This window comes from Vibrio sp. 10N.247.310.98, from assembly GCF_041467395.1.
GTDB classification, from domain to species: Bacteria; Pseudomonadota; Gammaproteobacteria; order Enterobacterales; family Vibrionaceae; genus Vibrio; species Vibrio crassostreae_C.
In genome coordinates, this window is record NZ_JBFSUL010000001.1 from 133,992 (window position 1) to 154,944 (window position 20,953).

General features: G+C 43.9%; 22 protein-coding genes. 13 read left to right on the plus strand and 9 right to left on the minus strand.

Annotation, left to right across the window (positions count from 1 at the left end; translation table 11 throughout):
• The first annotated feature begins 8 nt into the window (after nt 1-8).
• From AB6E78_RS00515 to uspE, 8 genes are all read left to right on the plus strand, one after another.
• Nucleotides 9-182 carry a CcoQ/FixQ family Cbb3-type cytochrome c oxidase assembly chaperone gene (locus AB6E78_RS00515; RefSeq protein WP_004733679.1) on the plus strand — a complete coding sequence of 58 codons (174 nt, stop codon included), beginning with the start codon at nt 9-11 and terminating at the stop codon, nt 180-182.
• Nucleotides 182-1,156 (plus strand): cytochrome-c oxidase, cbb3-type subunit III, encoded by a 975-nt coding sequence (gene ccoP / locus AB6E78_RS00520; protein WP_017063857.1) that lies wholly within the window; start codon nt 182-184, stop codon nt 1,154-1,156. Before AB6E78_RS00515 ends, ccoP begins: the two co-directional genes overlap by 1 nt.
• Nucleotides 1,157-1,264: 108 nt before the next feature.
• The gene (locus AB6E78_RS00525; protein ID WP_017059641.1) at nt 1,265-1,744 is read left to right on the plus strand and encodes a FixH family protein; all 480 of its coding nucleotides are present in this window, start codon (nt 1,265-1,267) and stop codon (nt 1,742-1,744) included.
• A 5-nt stretch (nt 1,745-1,749) separates the two neighbouring features.
• Nucleotides 1,750-4,122 (plus strand): heavy metal translocating P-type ATPase metal-binding domain-containing protein, encoded by a 2,373-nt coding sequence (locus tag AB6E78_RS00530; protein ID WP_029235846.1) that lies wholly within the window; start codon nt 1,750-1,752, stop codon nt 4,120-4,122.
• Entirely contained in the window at nt 4,122-4,358 is a 237-nt protein-coding gene (ccoS, locus tag AB6E78_RS00535; RefSeq protein ID WP_048615953.1) for a cbb3-type cytochrome oxidase assembly protein CcoS, read from the plus strand. Before AB6E78_RS00530 ends, ccoS begins: the two co-directional genes overlap by 1 nt.
• On the plus strand, nt 4,348-5,022 hold the full coding sequence (locus AB6E78_RS00540; protein ID WP_372132218.1) for a sulfite exporter TauE/SafE family protein: 675 nt from the start codon (nt 4,348-4,350) through the stop codon (nt 5,020-5,022). Before ccoS ends, AB6E78_RS00540 begins: the two co-directional genes overlap by 11 nt.
• A gap of 86 nt (nt 5,023-5,108) precedes the next feature.
• The gene (locus tag AB6E78_RS00545) at nt 5,109-5,855 is read left to right on the plus strand and encodes an FNR family transcription factor (protein WP_017059637.1); all 747 of its coding nucleotides are present in this window, start codon (nt 5,109-5,111) and stop codon (nt 5,853-5,855) included.
• A gap of 132 nt (nt 5,856-5,987) precedes the next feature.
• The gene (uspE, locus tag AB6E78_RS00550) at nt 5,988-6,938 is read left to right on the plus strand and encodes a universal stress protein UspE (RefSeq protein ID WP_017066876.1); all 951 of its coding nucleotides are present in this window, start codon (nt 5,988-5,990) and stop codon (nt 6,936-6,938) included.
• 103 nt (nt 6,939-7,041) lie between these two features.
• Here uspE and ttcA read toward each other — a convergent pair whose 3' ends face one another.
• The 4 genes from ttcA to AB6E78_RS00570 form a co-directional block, all read right to left on the minus strand.
• The gene (ttcA, locus tag AB6E78_RS00555) at nt 7,042-7,935 is read right to left on the minus strand and encodes a tRNA 2-thiocytidine(32) synthetase TtcA (protein WP_017059635.1); all 894 of its coding nucleotides are present in this window, start codon (nt 7,933-7,935) and stop codon (nt 7,042-7,044) included.
• 319 nt (nt 7,936-8,254) lie between these two features.
• Nucleotides 8,255-8,905, minus strand: coding sequence for a DUF2987 domain-containing protein (locus AB6E78_RS00560; protein ID WP_372111315.1), 651 nt, complete (start codon nt 8,903-8,905; stop codon nt 8,255-8,257).
• Between the two features lie 122 nt (nt 8,906-9,027).
• Nucleotides 9,028-9,879 (minus strand): glucosaminidase domain-containing protein, encoded by an 852-nt coding sequence (locus AB6E78_RS00565; RefSeq protein ID WP_372111318.1) that lies wholly within the window; start codon nt 9,877-9,879, stop codon nt 9,028-9,030.
• On the minus strand, nt 9,872-10,687 hold the full coding sequence (locus tag AB6E78_RS00570; protein WP_017063864.1) for a membrane protein: 816 nt from the start codon (nt 10,685-10,687) through the stop codon (nt 9,872-9,874). Before AB6E78_RS00570 ends, AB6E78_RS00565 begins: the two co-directional genes overlap by 8 nt.
• Before the next feature lie 329 nt (nt 10,688-11,016).
• On the opposite strand from AB6E78_RS00570, the gene potA reads away from it, so the two are divergent.
• The 5 genes from potA (at nt 11,017) to AB6E78_RS00595 (ending at nt 16,175) form a co-directional block, all read left to right on the plus strand.
• A complete protein-coding gene (gene potA / locus AB6E78_RS00575) occupies nt 11,017-12,132 on the plus strand; it encodes a spermidine/putrescine ABC transporter ATP-binding protein PotA (protein WP_017059631.1) in 1,116 nt (371 codons plus the stop codon).
• On the plus strand, nt 12,116-12,973 hold the full coding sequence (potB, locus tag AB6E78_RS00580; RefSeq protein ID WP_017059630.1) for a spermidine/putrescine ABC transporter permease PotB: 858 nt from the start codon (nt 12,116-12,118) through the stop codon (nt 12,971-12,973). Before potA ends, potB begins: the two co-directional genes overlap by 17 nt.
• Nucleotides 12,973-13,743, plus strand: a complete 771-nt coding sequence (potC, locus tag AB6E78_RS00585; protein WP_017059629.1) for a spermidine/putrescine ABC transporter permease PotC — start codon at nt 12,973-12,975, stop codon at nt 13,741-13,743. Before potB ends, potC begins: the two co-directional genes overlap by 1 nt.
• Before the next feature lie 149 nt (nt 13,744-13,892).
• Nucleotides 13,893-14,927 carry an extracellular solute-binding protein gene (locus AB6E78_RS00590; RefSeq protein WP_372132213.1) on the plus strand — a complete coding sequence of 345 codons (1,035 nt, stop codon included), beginning with the start codon at nt 13,893-13,895 and terminating at the stop codon, nt 14,925-14,927.
• 210 nt (nt 14,928-15,137) lie between these two features.
• Entirely contained in the window at nt 15,138-16,175 is a 1,038-nt protein-coding gene (locus AB6E78_RS00595) for an extracellular solute-binding protein (protein WP_017059627.1), read from the plus strand.
• A 94-nt stretch (nt 16,176-16,269) separates the two neighbouring features.
• On the opposite strand, the gene cobB is transcribed toward AB6E78_RS00595, so the two are convergent.
• The 5 genes from cobB to fdh3B all read right to left on the minus strand — a co-directional run bounded on the left by cobB (nt 16,270) and on the right by fdh3B (nt 20,953).
• Nucleotides 16,270-17,004 (minus strand): Sir2 family NAD+-dependent deacetylase, encoded by a 735-nt coding sequence (gene cobB, locus AB6E78_RS00600; RefSeq protein WP_017063867.1) that lies wholly within the window; start codon nt 17,002-17,004, stop codon nt 16,270-16,272.
• A 256-nt stretch (nt 17,005-17,260) separates the two neighbouring features.
• On the minus strand, nt 17,261-18,481 hold the full coding sequence (locus AB6E78_RS00605) for an ammonium transporter (protein WP_102427718.1): 1,221 nt from the start codon (nt 18,479-18,481) through the stop codon (nt 17,261-17,263).
• Nucleotides 18,482-18,857: 376 nt separating this feature from the next.
• Nucleotides 18,858-19,274, minus strand: coding sequence for a hypothetical protein (locus AB6E78_RS00610; protein ID WP_017059624.1), 417 nt, complete (start codon nt 19,272-19,274; stop codon nt 18,858-18,860).
• Entirely contained in the window at nt 19,258-20,331 is a 1,074-nt protein-coding gene (locus AB6E78_RS00615) for a formate dehydrogenase subunit gamma (protein ID WP_017068194.1), read from the minus strand. Before AB6E78_RS00615 ends, AB6E78_RS00610 begins: the two co-directional genes overlap by 17 nt.
• Before the next feature lie 13 nt (nt 20,332-20,344).
• Nucleotides 20,345-20,953 carry a formate dehydrogenase FDH3 subunit beta gene (gene fdh3B / locus AB6E78_RS00620; protein ID WP_004742271.1) on the minus strand — a complete coding sequence of 203 codons (609 nt, stop codon included), beginning with the start codon at nt 20,951-20,953 and terminating at the stop codon, nt 20,345-20,347.

Genomic DNA, 20,953 nt, shown 5'->3' on the forward strand with positions numbered 1-20,953 from the left:
GAATAATTATGGACATTATTACATTTCAAAGTGTTTGGACTGTTACTGTTTTTGCTTGTTTCATCGGCATCGTTTGGTGGGCTTTCGGTAAAAATCGTAAGTCGCGCTTCGACGAAGATGCAAACCTAGTGTTCGCTGATGAAGCACCTGCGAAAGATAAAAATCAAGGAGTGACGAAGTAATGAGTACATTCTGGAGTATTTGGGTAACAGTAATCACAATCGGTACATTGATTGGCTGTGCAGCCTTACTTCGTTGGTGTTCCAACGATAAAACAGGTGTAGAAGAAGGTCAGGATATGGGCCATGAATACGATGGTATTCGTGAGCTTAATAACCCGCTACCTAAATGGTGGACATACCTTTTCGTTAGCACAATTGTGTTTGCAGCTGTTTATCTAGCTCTATACCCAGGCCTTGGCAACTTTAAAGGTCTACTAGGTTGGACGAGTTCAAACCAAACAGTTCGTAGCGTAGAAGAGTCTCGCTCTGCAATCGCTGCTGCGCAAGCAAACAAACAGTTAGACGCATACGCGAAAGAACTTGATGATGCTGACACCTACTTTGGTGAAGCTTTCAGAAAGCTAGCTCACGACGAAAACGGTCTACGTTCTGTCCCTGACATTGCATCAGATGCCGATGCAATCAAAGTGGGCCAACGTTTGTTCCTACAAAACTGTTCTCAGTGTCACGGCTCTGATGCACGTGGTCAGAAAGGTTTCCCGAACCTAACTGATGACGCATGGCTATATGGTGGTGAACCACAAGCTATCGTTACTACCATCATGCATGGTCGTGTCGGTCAAATGCCAGGTTGGAAAGACGCTCTTGGCGAAGAAGGCGTAAAAGAAGTAGTTAGCTACACGCTTAGCCTTTCTGGTCGTAGCGTAAACGCACGTGAAGCAGAGGCTGGTAAAGCGCGCTTTGTAGTGTGTGCAGCCTGTCACGGTACTGATGGTAAGGGTAACCCTGCTGTTGGCGCACCTGACTTGACTGACCGCGACTGGCTATTTGGCGATTCTCGCGCTGATGTGACGGAAACAGTCATGTACGGACGTTCTGGTGTAATGCCGGCTTGGAAGGACATCCTTGGTGAGGATAAGGTTCAGCTCGTCTCTGCCTACGTCTGGAGCCTCAGCAACTCAGATAAAGAGTAACATAATAATAACAGCCCCTTCTTAAGGGGCTGTCTTTCTTTTACAGTTATAACCTTAAGTGTTTGTAAAAATTAGTTTTATTTCATTGTATATATTGAGAATAATAATATGGAACAACCTTGGTATAAGCAGTTTTGGCCGTGGTTTTTGATCTTCCTAACCGTTGGCGTTTCTATGCTAACATTGGTTCGAGTCGCGATACTTACCAACCATTCAGTTAACGTTGTCACTGAAGATTACTATAAAAAAGGTAAAGGTATTAATGTCGACATTTCGAAAGTAAATGTTGCTAAAGAGCTTGGCTTATCAGCTTCAGTTAGCGAGAAAGGTAACTCAGTTATCATTACTCTCGACAAAGGCAAACTAGACCACTTCCCTGCTATTAGCGCAATGTTCGTGCACCGAACGCTGCCTGACCGTGATTTTACTCAGCTACTGACCGCTGATGCGAGAGGCAACTACACGTTGACTCTGGATCATGAAATGCAAGGTCCATGGTTTATCGAGCTTTCTCCGCATGATTCTGAATGGTTAGTGCAAGGTCGCATGAACTTCCCTATTGATACTCCTACTCAACTAACGAACTAAATCTTATGTGTGAATCCTGTTATCACTGCGGTGAAGATGTACCAGCGGAAACGGATTTTAAAGTAGAAATCTTAGGATCGGTGCGACCTATGTGTTGTCCGGGTTGCGAAACCGTAGCCCAGACAATCGTTGATAGCGGTCTGGTCTCTTACTACCAATATCGTACCGCTCCAGCTGAAAAAGCGGATCTCGTGCCAGAGCAACTTCTGGCACTCAGTCATTACGACAACGAAGATGTTCAATTGGAGTTCGTCCGTAACTCTGAAAACACCTCTGAAGTGACATTGTCACTAGAAGGTGTCTCTTGTGCTGCTTGTGCTTGGCTTATTGAAAAGCAAGTCTCTTCAAAGTTAGGGGTTGTTAGTATTCGTGTTAATACCACGACTAACCGCGCCCTGCTCAGTTGGGACAACACTCAGACGAAACTGAGCGAGCTGTTGTCTGCAATCCATACCTTAGGCTACAAAGCCGCACCTTTTGAGGCTGATCAACAAGAAGCCGCCTATCATCGATCGATGAAGAATTATCTCTATCGTCTTGGTATTGCTGGTTTAGCAACCATGCAGGTCATGATGCTGGCTGTGGCGTTGTATCTTGAAGTCTTCGGTAACCTTGAGCCCGAATTCAAAAGCTACTTCCGTTGGGTGAGCTTAATCTTTGCAACACCGGTTCTGCTCTACTCTGCATTGCCTTTCTATATCAACGCGTGGCGTAGCCTCAAAGGTCGAACATTGGGTATGGATGTACCTGTGTCGATCGCTCTTTTGTTTGCCTACGTTGCAAGTTTGGTCGCAACGGTGACAGAGAAAGGTGAAGTATTCTTCGAATCTATCTCGATGTTTACCTTCTTCCTACTGCTTGGTCGTTTCCTTGAAATGCGCGCTCGTCGTAAAGCCGCCGCTGCTAGTGGTAACCTGCTTAAGCTCGTTCCTGCTATGGCAACAACGTTAGATGGCGAACAAGTTCCAGTCAAAACCTTAAAAGTTGGCGACCAAATTCGCGTTCTACCGGGTGAGCACATTCCTGCCGATGGCAAAGTATTGTCTGGCAGAGTTCATATCGATGAATCGATGCTGACTGGCGAATCTATCCATGTGGTCAAAAACGAAGGCGATACCGTCTTTGCTGGTACATTGAATGGTGATGAATCATTTGAATTGGAAGTAATGACGTCAAAAGCGGATTCGGTTATTTCCAATATCGTTCGCCTGCAAGACGAAGCGCAATTGTCTAAACCCCGCATTGCAGAAATTGCTGATGTTGTGGCTCGATACTTTGTTGCGGTGATCTTAATCATCTCATTCGGTACTTGGTTTTACTGGCACCAAACACGACCAGAAGACGCTTTCTGGATCATGCTTTCGGTATTGGTAGCAACGTGTCCTTGTGCTCTGTCACTGGCAACACCGACGGCGATTACTTGTTCAACGTCTCGCATGGGTAACTTCGGTATTTTGCTGCGCAAAGGCCACGTATTCGAAACCTTGTGCAAAGTGAATCACTTGATCATCGATAAAACAGGTACATTGACTGAGGGTGATATTCGTATCAGCCAAGTTGAAACCTTCGCTGAACTTGATAAAGACACTTGTCTCAAAGTAGCGGCGAGCCTGGAACAACACGCTAACCACCCTATCGCTAAAGCGTTCAAGACTCATCTTTCTGATGAGATCGAAGTAGAGTCAGTTAATAACGTGATTGGTTCAGGTATCACTGGTGAGTGGAATGGCCAAGAAGTTGCGATTGGTAGTAGTGAATTCATTCTAGGTGAAGCTCAACCATCGGAAAGCAACGGCATTTACTTGTCGATGGCGGGTCGTCATATCGCTACATTTACTTATGAAGATCCAATCCGTAAAGAAAGCATCGAGTTTATTAAGCAATTTAAAGAAGCGGGCATCAAAACAACTCTGCTTACTGGCGATTCTTTGATTAACGCGAAGCCTGTTGCTGAAGAGATTGGTATTACTGATATTGTTGCTAACGCGAAACCTGAAGATAAACTTGCTTACCTGAACTCTCGAGATGCAAGTGACATTACCATGATGGTTGGCGATGGCATTAACGATGCCCCTATTCTTGCAGGTGCCCACCTTTCTGTCGCTATGGGCGGCGGTACAGACGTGGCGAAAGCTTCTGCGGATATGGTGTTGTTGGGTGATAAGCTCGATAGATTACTTAAGTCGCGTACTTTGGCGTTAAAAACGCGTAAGATAATCCGTGAAAACCTAGCTTGGTCATTAGGGTATAACTTACTCATTCTTCCATTGGCTGTTGCAGGTTTGGTTGCTCCATACATTGCCGTTGTGGGCATGTCTGCCAGCTCTATTATTGTTGTGTCTAACTCGTTAAGGCTTTTAAAAGAGCAAGGTAAATAATGGAAAGTTTATACATTCTGATCCCCATTGCGATTGTTCTGGTGTGCATCGCTGTTGGTATTTTTCTATGGGCGGTGAAGAGCGAACAGTTTGAAGACCTAGAACGTCAAGGTCACAACATTCTGTTTGATGAAGACGAAAAGGCTCACAACCATTCTGATAGTAAACCTGCCAAGAATGAGAAAGCTAACGGCGAGAGCCAAACTAACGTAGACAAAAAGAACGATGACGCCTGATTGGATCGGAGCCTTTGTTGTTGGATTGATCGGCGCAGGTCACTGCATGGGAATGTGTGGTGGTATTGCGTCGCTTCTTTCGATTGGCAACAGTAAACCTTCCCCTGTTATTCCCCTACTTTATAACCTAGGGCGCTTGCTAAGTTATGCCGTGATTGGCGGTGTGATTGGCGGTGCAATCTCTTCGATAGGTCAGCTAAGCGATTTTAACGCTCTGCTAGGTTGGCTGCGATTATTTGCTGCTGGCTTCATGATCGTCTTAGGGTTGTATATCGGTAAATGGTGGTTCGGCTTGTTGTTCTTTGAAAAAGTCGGACAGAAGCTATGGCGTTATATCTCTCCTTTAGGTAAATCATTTCTACCCTTGAAGCACCCTAGCCACGCTTTGCCGTTTGGCTTTATTTGGGGTTGGCTACCATGTGGCTTAGTTTACTCAATGCTTACGTGGGCGGCCGTATCAGGAAGTTGGTACAACGGTGCAGGTATTATGCTTGCTTTCGGTTTAGGGACGCTCCCAGCGATGCTGACGGTTGGTATGGGTGCTAATTTCCTCAAGAAACTGCAACAAGCTGACTTATTTTGCCAACTAGGCGCAATTTTAATCCTCATTTACGGTTTCTATACCGGTTATATGGCACTACAGCTCATTATTTATACCGTATAGCCATTCTTTAAATCCGGTTTTTTTACTACCCAACTGGATAAAGGAATGCTAAAATATTGACGTATATCAAATAGTGAAAGATTGTTATGATTTCTGAAAAGCCTGTGACGAAACGTGTTCAGTCTGGTGGCTGTGCGATCCATTGCCAGGATTGTAGTATTAGCCAGCTCTGTATTCCGTTTACTTTGAATGAATCTGAACTCGATCAACTTGATCAGATCATTGAGAGAAAAAAGCCTATTCAAAAAGGCCAAGAGTTATTTAAAGCCGGTGACGAGCTTAAATCTCTATATGCTATTCGCTCTGGAACGATCAAGAGCTACACGATTACCGAGCAAGGTGATGAGCAGATTACTGCATTCCACCTAGCGGGCGATCTTGTTGGCTTCGATGCGATTACTGGTGACCAACACCCTAGTTTTGCACAAGCGCTAGAAACTTCTATGGTATGTGAAATCCCATATGAGATTCTTGATGACCTATCAGGAAAAATGCCTAAATTGCGTCAGCAAATTATGCGCCTGATGAGTAACGAGATTAAAGGTGACCAAGAAATGATTCTGCTTCTTTCTAAGAAGAACGCGGAAGAGCGTCTTGCTGCATTCCTTTACAACCTTTCGACTCGCTTCTCTCAACGTGGCTTCAGCCCGCGTGAGTTCCGCCTAACGATGACTCGTGGTGATATTGGTAACTACCTTGGTTTGACTGTTGAAACAATCAGCCGTCTTCTAGGTCGTTTCCAAAAAGCAGACATCTTGAGCGTTAAAGGCAAATATATCACTATCGAAGATCACGATGCGTTGATGGAACTTGCTGGCGTTTCAAAAGAATAGTCTAGATATCAATGATGTAGTTCAATAATGAGCTACATCATGTTTCTCTCTTAAAACCTCTTATATTTCTCTTAATCTCTCCATAACTACGCTACATTATTTATATGTTCGGTCTGAAAAGTAGGCTTAGTTATGAGTATCTATAACAAAATTTTAGTTGTCGCAGACATTAATCACGATGAGCAGCCTGCTCTATTTCGTGCTATCCAACTTGCTAAGAAAAGCACCTCAACAAGCCACATCACTTTCTTTTTGTCGATATACGACTTCTCGTATGAAATGACATCTATGCTCTCTATCGATGAAAGAGACGCAATGCGCAAAGGCGTAATTCATCAACGCGAAATTTGGATGAATAAAGTCGCAGAACCTTACCTAGATGATTCTATTGAATTTAATGTACAAGTGGTTTGGCATAACCGCCCATACGAAGCGATCATTGCCGAGGTTTACAGTGGTGAGCACGACATCTTAATCAAAGGTACGCGTAAACACGATACTTTGGAATCTGTCATCTTCACTCCAACCGATTGGCATCTGTTGAGAAAGTGCCCTAGCCCAGTGCTATTGGTTAAAAACGATTTCTGGCCAGATCACGCGAAGATTTTTGCTTCAGTTCATGTAGGTTCTGAAACAGAAGCTCATTTAGAGCTTAACGATACGATGGTCGACAGATTGCTAGAGATCACCGGTCGTTTGGATGCGGAACCGTTCTTGGTGAATGCCTACCCTGTGACACCTGCGAATATTACCATTGAACTGCCAGAGTTTGATCCAACGTCTTATACCGATGCGGTTCGTGGCCATCACTTAACGGCAATGAAAGCATTGCGCCAGAAGCACGGTATGTGTGAAGAACAAACTGTGGTTGAACAAGGCTTGCCAGAAGATGTTATTCCTCGCGTCGCTTCTGAAAATAACGCTGCGATGGTGATTCTGGGTACAACGGGTCGTACTGGCTTGTCTGCCGTGTTTATTGGTAATACCGCGGAACATGTTATCGATAAGATTAACTGTGATGTGTTGGCTCTTAAACCGTCTGGTTACGTCAGCCCACTAGACCCTAACCTTTCGAAAGGTTAGGTCAGGGATAGTTTAACTTATAAAAAAACGCCTCAAGCATTGCTTGAGGCGTTTTTGTTTGTCTGTTGTAGGCGCATCTATTGCTCTACAACGATTATTCTTATTATACGTTCGTTACGTCGATGAACATTGACTCATCGATGTTAGAAGATGAAATTTCAGCTTCTTCGAATTCGTACGCTTTGCGGTCTTCACTACGGTCTAGTGGAAGGTTCACGAAGTCAAACAGCTCGCGGTCAGCCAGTTGGCTTGGACTTACGTTCTGGATTGACTTGAAGATCTTCTCAACACGACCTGGCGTTTTCTTATCCCAATCAATTAGCATCGCTTTAATGTTCTGACGCTGTAGATTCTCTTGAGAGCCACATAGGTTACAAGGAATGATTGGGAACTCTTTATGTTCTGCGTATTTGATTAGGTCCGTTTCACGACAGTAAGTCAGTGGACGAATAACAACGTTACGACCATCATCTGAACGAAGCTTTGGTGGCATAGCCTTTAAGCGCGCACCGTGGAACATGTTTAGGAACATGGTCTCAACGATGTCGTCTAGGTGGTGACCCAGAGCGATCTTAGTTGCACCAATCTTCTCTGCGAATGAGTACAAAGTACCACGACGAAGACGAGAACATAGGCCACACGTTGTTTTACCTTCTGGCACTTTCTCTTTAACCACTGAATACGTATCTTTATCTACGATGTAGTAAGGAATGTTCAGCGTTTCAAAGTACTCAGGAAGAATGTGTTCAGGGAACCCAGGTTGTTTTTGATCTAGGTTTACTGCCACAACATCAAATTTGATCGGTGCTGCTTCACGTAAACGTAGCAAAATATCTAACATCGCAAATGAATCTTTACCGCCACTAATACATGCCATTACTACGTCATTCTCTTCGATCATGTTGTAGTCGATGATGGCATTTCCAACATTTCTTCTCAGACGTTTCTGAAGTTTGTTGAATTCAAGTGTTTCTTTTCTATTATCGTTTTGGTTCATTGCGACTCTCACACCGTCGTATTACCGACTGTAGATTGCTAGTGGGACTGTTTTAGGGCGTGGATTATACGGATTTTTATTTGATGTTGAAATAGTAACGGCCGGATAAACAAGCTGAGTAATAGAAAGATTCTGCTTTTATTGTTCGATAAGCGCCTAAACGGCAGAGAAACGCGGCTTCACAAGCTCTCGGTTGGTATCATAGATAAAGAAAAGCAGCCTGATCTTATTCGATGAGGCTGCTTTAAGATATGTCGCAAAAACTTAGGGGGATGATTTCGCTAAGCTTTTACTTCACTAACAATGATTCTGTTAAAAATTATTGCGCGGGAATGTACGGCAATACGCGAACTGTTGGTTCTGGCAACGTGATGCTGTCACTTCCATTCAGTTCTTCTAAGGTGAATTTCGCTCGCCCTTCTTTGATTGGTAGTTGCTTACCATTTGAAAGCTCGATGTTACCTTCCAGCTTATTAGCGAACTCTAGCGTTAACCCTTGGATATCTGGCGTGAACCAACCAGAGAACATGCCGCTGACGTCTTCAAGCATCGCCTGCATCTGTGGCAATAGGTTTTCTATCTGTGCAACTTCTACTGTGCCAGCTAAAGGCTCTTGAGTCATCACAACTAAAGAATACGCACACTCTTGTTCTTTAGTTTGTACAAAGATAAGAGGATTTGCCGAGCGTAGATTTTGATCTACCGGTAGAAGCAGTTCATTGGCTGGAGAGACTTTTAGCTCTTCGTAGTGCTCTTCTTTTTCCATCCAAGCTTTGCTGATGTGACAGGTTTGCTGAGCTTGTTGATCAACAAAGAAGACCGCAACTTTGACATCATCATGCCCTTCTTTGGTGTTGTTTTTCAGCTGAGTATAAAGCTTAGAATACGTGAACATGTATTCTTGCGCTGAAGCAGGAAGAGAAACCCCAAGGCTTAATGAGGCTAATAAAGCGAGTGCTGTCTTTTTCATTATTATAATCTTGTCGAAGTTGAGCGTTTATAAATAGAAAGAGCAGCCAATGAGCTGCTCTTTTTGTGATATTACTGGTATAAGCCGACTATCGAAGGCAACCAAGTTGGTATCAAAATGAGTTACTTTTTCCAGTATACCTCGTTGTGACGGATCATAGCTTGTAAATCAGTCACATAGTCGGAACCTCGCTCAGAATATTTTAACAAGCCATTGGTGAGCTCTGTCGCCGTTGCGGTTGTTAAAAGATCATCACCTTGCGCATCAAGTTTTGCACGAATCACTCTTAGATCGGCGTAAGCACGATTACGATTAAGGTTCATGAAATACCGATGTACGGATTCTTGGCTTGAAGAGAATGTTGCGACTTCATGCGAGCTACCTTCGTTACGTTGTAGCGGAACAAGGCCACAACCTTTGGTGTAACACCAGTGTCCAAAATAGTTATTTGCTTTAGTGGCGAAACGAGATGTACCCCAAGCTGATTCATTGGCCGCCTGAGTTAACACAAGCGCTTCAGGTAGCACGTTTACACGATTCAACATTTCTTTCAGCCAAGCGTCATCTAAGCCCGATGAAGGTACAGGCAGGCTATACAGCTTCCCTAGTCTCTTTGCGTATGACGCGTCTTCAGAGTCAACATTGTTCAACCCCGTCTCTGAAAGCTTGGTTAGAAACGCACGTTCTTTGGTGATTCGCTTGTTTTCGATGTTGATACTTGGGCGAAGATAAGAAAAGAAGGTGTCTTTCTTTTTATTTACATCTTCAATCGCTGCGAAATCTGGCTTATCAGAAGAGACGGTCAAGTCACCAAAGTTTTGCTCTGAGTCTGGAGCCTTTTGCCCCGCTCGCCTGCGCTCTTCTTCTTGTTGGTAAAGCATTGGGCCAACTAACGAGATCGAGCCAACTAAGGCTAATGCTGTCACTTTTAGCGCAAGTGATTTACTTGCGCTTAATTTAGAGTTGTTATGCATCGAATACCTGTGGGTCTTTATTGTTGCTACCGTTGTGGTCGTCGTCGCTCTTTGGTCTGTCTGACGCGATCAGTTTGAGTTTAATGCCAAACATCTCGCGGTAAAGAATCCCTTTCACGTGGAAGAAGAAAGGTAAAACGAAGATAAGGCCAATGCCGTACATCATTGCCGCGACGATGAACATCAGCATTACTAATAGGTAGATAGAAGCAACGGTGAAGATTTTTTTGTTGACAGCACGCAGAGAAAGCAGAAGCGATTGCATTGGTGGTACTTTCTTATCGCAAATCAACAGGATTGAGTGGCTGAATGCAAGTGAGAAGTAAATCGACAGAAACGGCAGAATCATACCTGCGATGCCTTGAAGCATTAGGCTAAACAAAGTCACTAGAATAACCGGAACCGTAAACTGCAAACCTTTACCGATGTGGCGTACTTTGGTTTGTAGGCCAGCGGCGTGGCTCATTGCCATTAAACAGATACCGGCATAGATAGGCGCGCTGATCACTTCATAGCTAAAGTTCGCAATAAAAATCGATTCAACGATTTGTGGCGTGAACGACTCTGGGTCGATAACCGCATCCAAGATAACCGCAGGATCACCAAGCTGTAGTTTTAGTGCGATATAAAAGATAGCGAGCTGCACAAACATCAAAGCAATAATCGCTGGGGAAAACGAAAGAAAGTGACTTATCGTATGTTTCCAAGCTTCTTGGAATACAGCCGTTGCTTTGAGCTCATAATCGCCAGAAAGTGCACGGTTGATACTACCGCCCAAATTAAAATCTTTTTCGATGTCGTTGTTCATATTGATACCTAGGTGTGCCGATTAAGCGAAGCCACCTAACTTATTGATAAAAAATTACCTTCATTATACTCATATGTCGGATACAAACTAAAATATGAATCTGTAACAAGGCTTGCTTTTGCGTCTTAATGGTTAATAATTAGACACTTGTTAGGGTGTAGACCCAGTAAATAACAGTATGGTAAAGGATGTTTACTTTTACCTGCGAAATTTTTTATCTTCGAAAGGTAAAAAATGCTTTGAATTCACGTTTTTGGTGATTATGATGCGCGCCTTAAAGGTGTATAGCAACAGGTCTCAAATAGAACCAAGGTGGAGAAAAACAGACGTTGAACGCTAAAAAATCAGTAGGAAAGCCAGTAGTACAGCTAACTGGCATCAGTAAAAGTTTCGATGGTAAGGAAGTCATCGGCAATCTGGATTTAAACGTAAATCATGGTGAGTTTCTCACGATTTTAGGCCCATCAGGTTGTGGTAAAACAACCGTGCTAAGAATGATTGCGGGTTTTGAAACGGCAGATAGTGGTCAAATACTATTAGCTGAACAAAACGTAACCCAAGTTCCTGCTGAACAAAGGCATGTAAACACTGTATTCCAAAGCTATGCCCTATTCCCGCATATGACCGTTTTCGACAATGTGGCATTTGGCTTACGCATGCAGAAAGTTCCAAACAGCGAGATTGAACCTCGTGTAATGGATGCTTTGAAAATGGTGCGCCTAGAACAAATGGCACAACGAAAGCCACACCAGCTATCTGGTGGTCAACAGCAACGTATCGCAATCGCTCGTGCTGTCGTTAATAAGCCTAAAGTTCTTTTGTTGGATGAATCTCTATCTGCTCTGGATTACAAACTACGTAAACAGATGCAAATCGAGCTGAAACAATTACAACGCCAACTTGGTATCACGTTCATTTTTGTAACGCATGACCAAGAAGAGGCGCTGTCTATGTCTGACCGTATTATTGTTATGCGTGATGGCGTGATTGAACAAGACGGAACACCAAGAGAGATCTACGAAGAGCCTAAGAACCTATTTGTAGCGCGTTTCATTGGTGAAATTAACGTATTCGAAGCGACAGCGAAATCTCGTCAAGATGAAAAACGCATTGTTGCGACAATCGAAGGTGAAGAGTCCATTATCTATCACGATAAAGACGTAACACCGGGTCAAAAACTGCAAGTATTGCTTCGCCCTGAAGATCTTCGAATCGAAGAAATTAAAGAGTCAGAGCAACGCGGTATTGTTGGCCACATTGTCGAGCGAACCTATAAAGGCATGACATTAGATTCAGTCGTAGAACTTGAATCTGGTATGCGTGTCATGGTTAGCGAATTCTTCAACGAAGATGACCCTGATGTTGATCACTCACTGGGCCAAAAAGTTGCAGTAACTTGGGTTGAGAGCTGGGAAGTGGTATTAGAAGATGAGCAAGAAGTTTAATTTACAAAACGCAATTGTTGCTTTAATCACAGGTTGGTTAGTGTTGTTCGTGATGATTCCAAACATCATGATCATTGGTACTAGCTTCTTAACTCGTGATGAAGCGAACTTGATCGAGATGACCTTCACTCTCGATAACTACGTGCGTTTGGCTGACCCGCTGTATTTTAAAGTGTTGATGCACTCTTTCTATATGGCAATTGTCGCAACCCTACTTTGTTTGATTATTGGTTACCCATTCGCTTACATCGTGGCAAAAATGCCGGCGAAGTGGCGTCCAATCATGTTGTTCCTAGTGATAGTACCATTCTGGACGAACTCTTTGATTCGTACATACGGATTAAAAATTGTACTGGGTACGCAAGGTGTCTTGAACAAAAGCTTGTTAGCGTTAGATATCATTGATAAACCGCTACGTATCATGTACTCAGAAACCGCAGTAATGATCGGTTTAGTGTACATCCTACTTCCGTTTATGATTCTGCCGCTGTATTCAGCGATTGAAAAACTGGACGATACGTATTTAGAAGCGGCTAAAGATTTAGGTGCGAACAAACTGCAAACGCTATTGAAAGTGGTACTACCACTAACAATGCCGGGCATTATTGGCGGCTGTTTGTTAGTGCTACTGCCAGCGTTAGGTATGTTCTACATCTCTGACCTATTAGGCGGAGCTAAGAACCTATTGATTGGTAACGTGATTAAGAGCCAAGTGCTCAACGCTCGAGACTGGCCGTTTGGCGCAGCGACGAGTATCGCACTGACCATGGCAATGGCTGTGATGCTGTATGCCTACTACCGAGCAGGTAAGCTATTGAACAAGAAAGTGGAGCTAGACTAATGGGGCGCACAGTTAAGTTCAGCTTTATGGCGCTGGTATACGCCTTTCTATACCTACCTATTATCGTATTGATCGCTAACTCGTTTAATGCCAATAAGTTTGGTATGAAATGGGGTGGCTTCACCACTAAATGGTATGACGCGCTTATTAACAACGACAGCCTAATGCAGGCTGCGTGGCACTCGATCAACGTAGCGGTGTTCTCAGCAACAGCCGCAACGATTGTCGGGAGCCTTACAGCAGTAGCCCTATTCCGTTACCAATTTAAAGGTAAAGGCATCGTAAATGGCATGCTGTTCATCGTAATGATGTCTCCAGATATCGTAATGGCGATTTCGCTTCTTGCGCTATTCTTGGTAATGGGTGTTCAACTTGGGTTCTTTACCCTACTTGCTGCTCACATTACCTTCTGTCTACCGTTTGTTGTAGTAACGGTATACAGTCGCTTGAATGGCTTCGATGTGAAGATGCTAGAAGCAGCAAAAGACTTAGGTGCAAGTGAATGGACGATTCTAAAACAGATCATTCTGCCTCTTGCTAAGCCAGCGGTTGCTGCGGGTTGGTTATTGAGCTTCACTCTGTCTTTGGACGATGTAATCATTAGCTCTTTCGTAACCGGCCCAACGTATGAAATCTTACCACTGAAGATTTACTCAATGGTTAAAGTGGGTATCTCTCCTGAGGTAAACGCCCTAGCAACAGTAATGTTAGTGGTGTCGTTAATACTGGTGATCATTTCTCAGTCATTAGCGAGAGAAAAAATCAAGTAAGTCTCCTACTCTATATAGAGACTGGCTTGATTAAGAAGTTAAGAGACTTCAAGTTCAAAAAAAATGTTAATCATAAACAGAATGGTAAATTGCCATTCTGTTTTTCTATCTACTGCCTTCGGGCAACGTTTAGTTTGGAGCTAACGTCAATGAAAAAATGGGCTACTCTATTAGCTGGTAGTGCATGTGCGCTTTCAATGTTATCTGCACCATCATTTGCAAAAGATAACAAAGAATTGGTATTCATGAATTGGGGACCTTACATCAACAGTGAGATTCTAGAACAGTTCACTGATGAAACTGGTATCAAGGTGATCTACTCGACTTACGAGTCGAACGAAACCCTGTACGCAAAGCTAAAAACACACAACAAAGGCTATGACCTAGTTGTGCCGTCGACTTACTTCGTATCTAAGATGCGTGACGAAGGTATGCTACAAAAGATCGACAAAACTAAGCTGAACAACTTCAAGAATCTAGATACTAACTATCTAGATAAGCCGTACGACCCAAGCAACGACTACTCTATTCCACACGTAGTTGCGATCACAGGTCTTGCTGTTAACACTGACATGTACGATCCAGAAGATTTCCAAAGCTGGGCTGAACTATGGAAGCCAGAGCTTGAAGGTCAACTGATGATGATGGACGACACTCGTGAAGTGTTCCACATCGCACTGCGTAAGTTAGGTTACTCTGGTAACACAACCAACGAAAAAGAGATCGACGAAGCGTACGCTGAGCTACAAAAGCTTATGCCAAACGTTCTAGTATTTAACTCAGACAACCCAGGCGCGCCTTACATGTCTGGTGAAGTGGGTCTTGGTATGCTGTGGAACGGTTCTGCTGCTGCAGCGCAAAACGAAGGTCTACCAATCAAACTGGTTTTCCCTAAAGAAGGCGGTATCGGTTGGGTTGATAACTTTGCGATTAGCTCTGGTGCGGTAAACGTAGAAGCAGCTCATAAGATGATTGATTTCCTACTTCGCCCTGAAATTGCTGAGCAAATTTCTCGTGACACAGGCTACCTAACGGCCGTTAAAGCGTCTAACGAGAAGTTCAAAGATAGCCCTGCGCTATTCCCATCGCAAGAAGACCTTGATCGTGTTGAATGGCAAGCTGCGGTTGGCGATAAGACAGTGAAGTACGAAGATTACTTCATGAAACTTAAAGCAGGTCAGTAATTTAGCTTATTATCTAACTGTGGCTAAGTAACCAGTTTACTTAACAGGTCAACGTAGATAATCAATAAGTTAAAAATAAGAATATCAATGAATAGGCAGCTTAGGCTGCCTATTTTATTATATCGCTGCTATAATATAGCGCGATTTTTCGAAATCCTTTACCTTGGGTTCACTACCCAGCTCCAAATCAAACAAATGAACGGAACAGTAATGAAAAAAACACTGTATACCGGCGCATTGTGTGCTGCTACTTTACTTTCTACACCCTCTTTCGCAGCTGACCAAGAACTGTATTTTTACAACTGGTCTGAATATATTCCAAATGAAGTACTAGAAGACTTCACAGAAGAGACGGGCATTAAAGTCTACTACTCAACTTATGAGTCTAACGAAAGCATGTACGCTAAGTTAAAAACTCAAGGTACGGGTTACGACTTAGTGGTTCCTTCTACTTACTTCGTTTCTAAGATGCGTAAAGAAGGCATGCTTCAAGAGCTTGATAAAACCAAGCTAAGCCACTTTGCAGATTTGGATCCAAATTACTTAGATAAGCCATTTGACCCAAATAACAACTACTCAATCCCATACATCTGGGGTGCGACGGGTATTGGTATCAACTCAGACATGCTAGACAAGTCTTCAGTTAAAAACTGGGGCGATCTGTGGGATACGCAGTGGGAAGGTCAACTGATGATGATGGATGACTCTCGTGAGGTTTTCCATATCGCTCTATCTAAACTGGGCTACTCTCCAAACACGACTAACCCTGAAGAAATCAAAGAAGCCTACGAAGAACTTCGTAAGCTAATGCCAAACGTATTGGTATTTAACTCAGATTTCCCAGCGAACCCTTACCTAGCAGGTGAAGTGTCTCTTGGTATGCTTTGGAATGGTTCTGCTTACATGGCACGCCAAGAAGGCGCAACGATTGACATTATCTGGCCAGAAAAAGGCGCTATCTTTTGGATGGACAGCCTAGCAATTCCAGCAGGCGCTAAGAACACTGAAGCGGCTCATAAGATGATCGACTTCCTTCTTCGCCCAGAGAACGCTGCGAAAATTGCTCTAGAGATCGGTTACCCGACACCAGTTAAAACCGCTTACCCTCTTCTTCCTAAAGAATTTGCTGAAGACAAGAACGTTTTCCCACCACAATCAGTGATGGATAACGGTGTGTGGCAAGATGAAGTTGGTGAAGCGAGCGTTATTTATGACGAGTACTTCCAAAAACTTAAAGTAAACAACTAAGTTATTGTTAGTTAAGAAGTTAAGTAAATAAAGCGGCGTAAGCCGCTTTATTTTTTCAGATTCAGAAACTGATGTGTGTTATTAAAGACAAGGCTTAGGCCGTTAAAGAACCTTTCTCTGTACATAATAACTCGCCAACCAGTTTAGGCACCTCGATACTCGCCTTGCCGTAGCGCTTCTCTTCAAATTCACTTTCAACCGCACTTGGTTCGAGGTTTATCTCGATAGTATGTGCACCATGCATTTTCGCATCGTGAACAAAGCCTGCCGCTGGATAAACAACACCTGAAGTTCCGATAGAGATAAACAGATCCGCTTCTTCCAGTGCGGAATAAATGTCGCCCATTCTTAGTGGCATTTCGCCAAACCAAACAATATGTGGACGCATTTGTGCAGGGATTTGGCAGCAATGACAAAGTTCACCCGTTTCAATATCGCCTTTGTGCTCTACAACTTGATTGGATTCACTGCAACGCGCTTTTAAAAGTTCACCATGCATGTGAATAATGTTGTTGCTACCGCCTCTCTCGTGCAAATTGTCGATGTTTTGAGTAATGATGGTAACTTTGCCATCAAGCTTGTCTTCTAGCTCTCCTAGCGCCTTGTGGGCTGAATTGGGCTGAATGCTCTCACTTTGCAGGCCGTGACGACGCTTGTTATAGAAGGCTTGTACCAAGTCAGGATCTTTTGCGAACCCTTCAGGCGTCGCTACATCTTCGATTTTGTGGTTTTCCCATAGCCCGTCTTGTGCTCGGAATGTTTGTATCCCCGACTCTGCAGAGATGCCAGCGCCAGTAAGAATTACGATATTTCGATATGGGAAATGCATATAACGTCCTTTTAGATATGTCACTTTGTAACAGCTTAGCACTGTTCAAATTCCAACAATAGTTTTGGGGATTAGACCATAGTCTTAGGCAACTGAATTCATTGGCTATTTGTGACATAACTCGCTTGATAGTTGTGGTTGTTGTTACTCAAATTCTCTGTTTTGCTATCCATAGAAACAAAAAAGCGACCGAAGCCGCTTAGTTCTGTTCAACAGTTGTCTACTTGATGTGCTTTACCCCACCAAGTGAACAACGTTAGTCTTCGTTGATAGAAGAGATCTTATGGATAGAAAGATCCGCACCGTTGAATTCATCTTCTTCACTTAAGCGTAGGCCTGTTAGTTTGCTCAACACACCGTATACGATTAACGCGCCGACGAAAGCAACAGCAACACCTGCGACTGTACCAATCAACTGAGAAGCAAAGCTCACGCCGCCTAGACCCCAGAAAGCTTGTTGGCCGAAGATACCAGCAGCAACGCCACCCCAGGCACCACATACGCCGTGTAGAGGCCATACACCCAGTACATCATCGATCTGTGTTTTGTTTTGCATATAAGTAAATAGGTAAACAAACAGCGCACCTGCCACACCGCCCGTCACCAAAGCGCCAAGTGGGTGCATCAAATCTGAGCCCGCACAGATAGCGACGAGACCAGCCAAAGGACCATTGTGGATGAAGCCCGGGTCATTTTTACCTGCAATTAGAGCCGCAAGAATACCGCCAACCATGGCCATGAGTGAGTTCATTGCCACTAGGCCGCTGATGCCGTTGATTGCTTGAGCTGACATCACGTTAAAGCCAAACCAACCGACACATAAGATCCAAGAGCCTAGTGCTAAGAATGGGATATTCGATGGCGCGAAGTTGGTGTGTTTGCCTGCACGGATTCGACCTTTACGCATCCCTAAGAAGTAAACCGCAACCAAAGCAATCCAACCACCTACGCCGTGAACCACTACAGAGCCTGCGAAGTCATGGAACCCATAACCAAACTGGCCTTCTAGCCAATCTTGGAATCCAAAGTTGCCGTTCCAAATGATGCCTTCAAAAAATGGATAGATGAAACCAACCGTAAACAGTGTCGCAATCAAAATTGGGTAGAAACGTGCACGCTCTGCGATACCACCTGAAACGATCGCTGGGATTGCCGCAGCGAATGTCATTAGGAAGAAGAACTTAACCAGTTCATATCCGTTGCCTTGCGAAAGTGTTTCTGCGTCTGCAAAAAAGTGTGCACCGTAAGCAACCCAGTAACCGATAAAGAAGTAAGCAATGGCGGAGACACCAAAATCCGACAGGATCTTAACGAGCGCGTTTACTTGGTTCTTCTTTCGAACGGTACCGACTTCTAGAAAAGCAAAGCCAGCGTGCATCAAGAAAACCATGATGGCACCGAGTAATAGGAATAAAGTATCTGAACTTTGGGTAAGGGTTTGTACTGCACTATGAACTTGAGTCACCGTTTCACTCATTAAAGCATTCTCCTTCGCTTTATCTGATTTGCACTGATATCGTGCGATTCAATGTTGTAATTAATTAAAGACTCAACAGTGAACGCAAGATGCGTTCCAAGTGTGAAGGGTAATTTTCGTGCAACAGGTTTTACTTTTAAATTATTGATTAATAGCGCATAAATTTATTAGTGCACTTTCTTGGTTCTTAATAAGCGTAAAAATTGAAACAAGAATTGCACCAATTAAGGGAGTTGCACCATATTGAAGCGGTCAATACCATGCTTCATTCAGTTTTGTTGCTGATTAGAAACAAAAAGCCCAATGACCGAAATCATTGGGCTTTCAAAAGGACTATTGTGCTAGATAATTCGCTATCTAGTAAGTCTATGCTCGACTACAAGTTTGGACCTGTTGTCGGGTTTTGCGGTAGGTTTTGACTTAAACGCTGCATACCTTGATACATACGAATAAACCAAACCACAATCGCAACACCACCAAACAACATGCCTACATACGGGATGTAGTAAGCGATGTCATCGATAATGTGGTTTTGATACCAGTAATCGTTAACACCGATCAACACGCCATTAGAGGTCGCTACTGTCACGATAAGTACAACAAAGAACGTCAAGTTCAAGAAGAACGAGCGAATCAAGCCGTAGTAATGGGTATCCACTACTTCGCCGTCTTCACCTTTATCTAAACGATAGCCCGCGTAGATGATGGCAACCACACCAGAGAGAAGACAAGTAAATGGCGTAAAGCAGCTTAGTATGTAAGCGACCCAAATACCTTTATGAGGTTTGTTCATTCTTATTCACCCCTTCCGTTTTCTCTGTTGCTGCGTTAGCGCTTTGTTCAACGCCGTTTTTCTCTTGTTCCATCACTTCTTTGTACCAAAGATCATGGTGCTCTTTAGCCCAAGTCTCATCAACTTCGCCTGTTACCATGCCTTCTAGTGCCCCTTCCATACCGAACAAGCCGATGTAGATGTGGAACACGAAACCACAGATAAGGATCAAAGCAGCCAACATGTGGACTAGGTTTGAGAGCTCCATATCTCGACGGGTTTGACCGAAGATTGGGAAGTCTAAAACCAAGCCACTGATCGCAGCCACACTACCCATAACAATCAATAGCCAGAACAGTGCTTTTTCACCCGCGTTCGAAAACTCTGCAGATGGATGAGAACCTTTATGTTTCCCGACCATACCACCCAGTTTCATGAACCACTGTACATCGACCATCTTGAAAATAGACTTGCGCCACCACTTGATGAGAACAGCCATCAACAGCACATAGAAAATCGGGCCGATGTAGTTGTGGTATTGCTTCGCCAATAGAACGATGAAGCCCCAAAGGTCTGTTGGAATGTACGGCTTCAAGAAGTGCTTACCGTAAACCAACATCAAACCACTGAACGCCAGTGTTAAGAAGGTAAACGCCATACTCCAGTGCAAGGCACGGTCTAGTCGAGACCAACGTTTGATCTTACGGCCTGTTCTTGGCGCGCTTAGCATTAGCGGGCCAATCACAACGTACATCAAAGTCACGAAAGCAATACTGCCAAAGATAGCGACGGCACCGGCTGGTGACATCCACTTCTCTTTCAATATGTACCACGTTTGACCTGGAGTACTGATCAACACACCATGCTCAGCTGATTGAGATGTGGTGTAACCTTCCTCACCGTTTCTCACTTGTCGCCAAAAATCGGCGCCAGCAAGTTGTGTGATTTCTCGTTGAGCAGAGCTCGATTGAGTTTGTGATGAGTTCGTCTCAGATGCATGACTCATAGGAGAAAGCATTGTTAGTGCTGCCAACATTGGCAGCACTACAAGGAAGAGACGCTTAAACATTGTAAGCATATGTCTCTCCTACTTAGCTCTTAGTCGCATCGTAAGAAAGGTCGTTGCCGTCTGTCCAACCTGCACCTTTCGCACCACGTTCAACAACACGCTGACGGAAAACATCAGAAACTTTCTCTGCGTCACCCGCTAGCAGTGCCTTAGTTGAACAAAGCGAAGCACACATTGGCAGTTTGCCTTCAGCAATACGGTTCGCACCGTATTTTTGACGCTCTTCAACAGAACCTGGCTCTGTTTCTGGGCCGCCAGCACAGAAGGTACACTTGTCCATCTTACCGCGCTCACCAAACGCTTCCTGTTTAGGGAATTGAGGTGCGCCAAACGGACAAGCAAACAAGCAGTAACCACAACCAATACATAGGTCTTTATTGTGAAGTACGATGCCGTCTTCTGTATGTTCAAAACAGTCTGCAGGACAAACTGCCATACATGGCGCATCAGTACAGTGCATACACGCTACTGAGATAGAGTTTTCACCTGGTTCGCCATCGTTCAGTGTCACAACGCGACGACGTTGAATACCCCATTCCAGAGCATCATCATTTTCATTCTTACATGCAGTGACACAACCGTTACATTCGATACAACGCTTGGTGTCACAAAGAAATTTCATTCTAGCCAT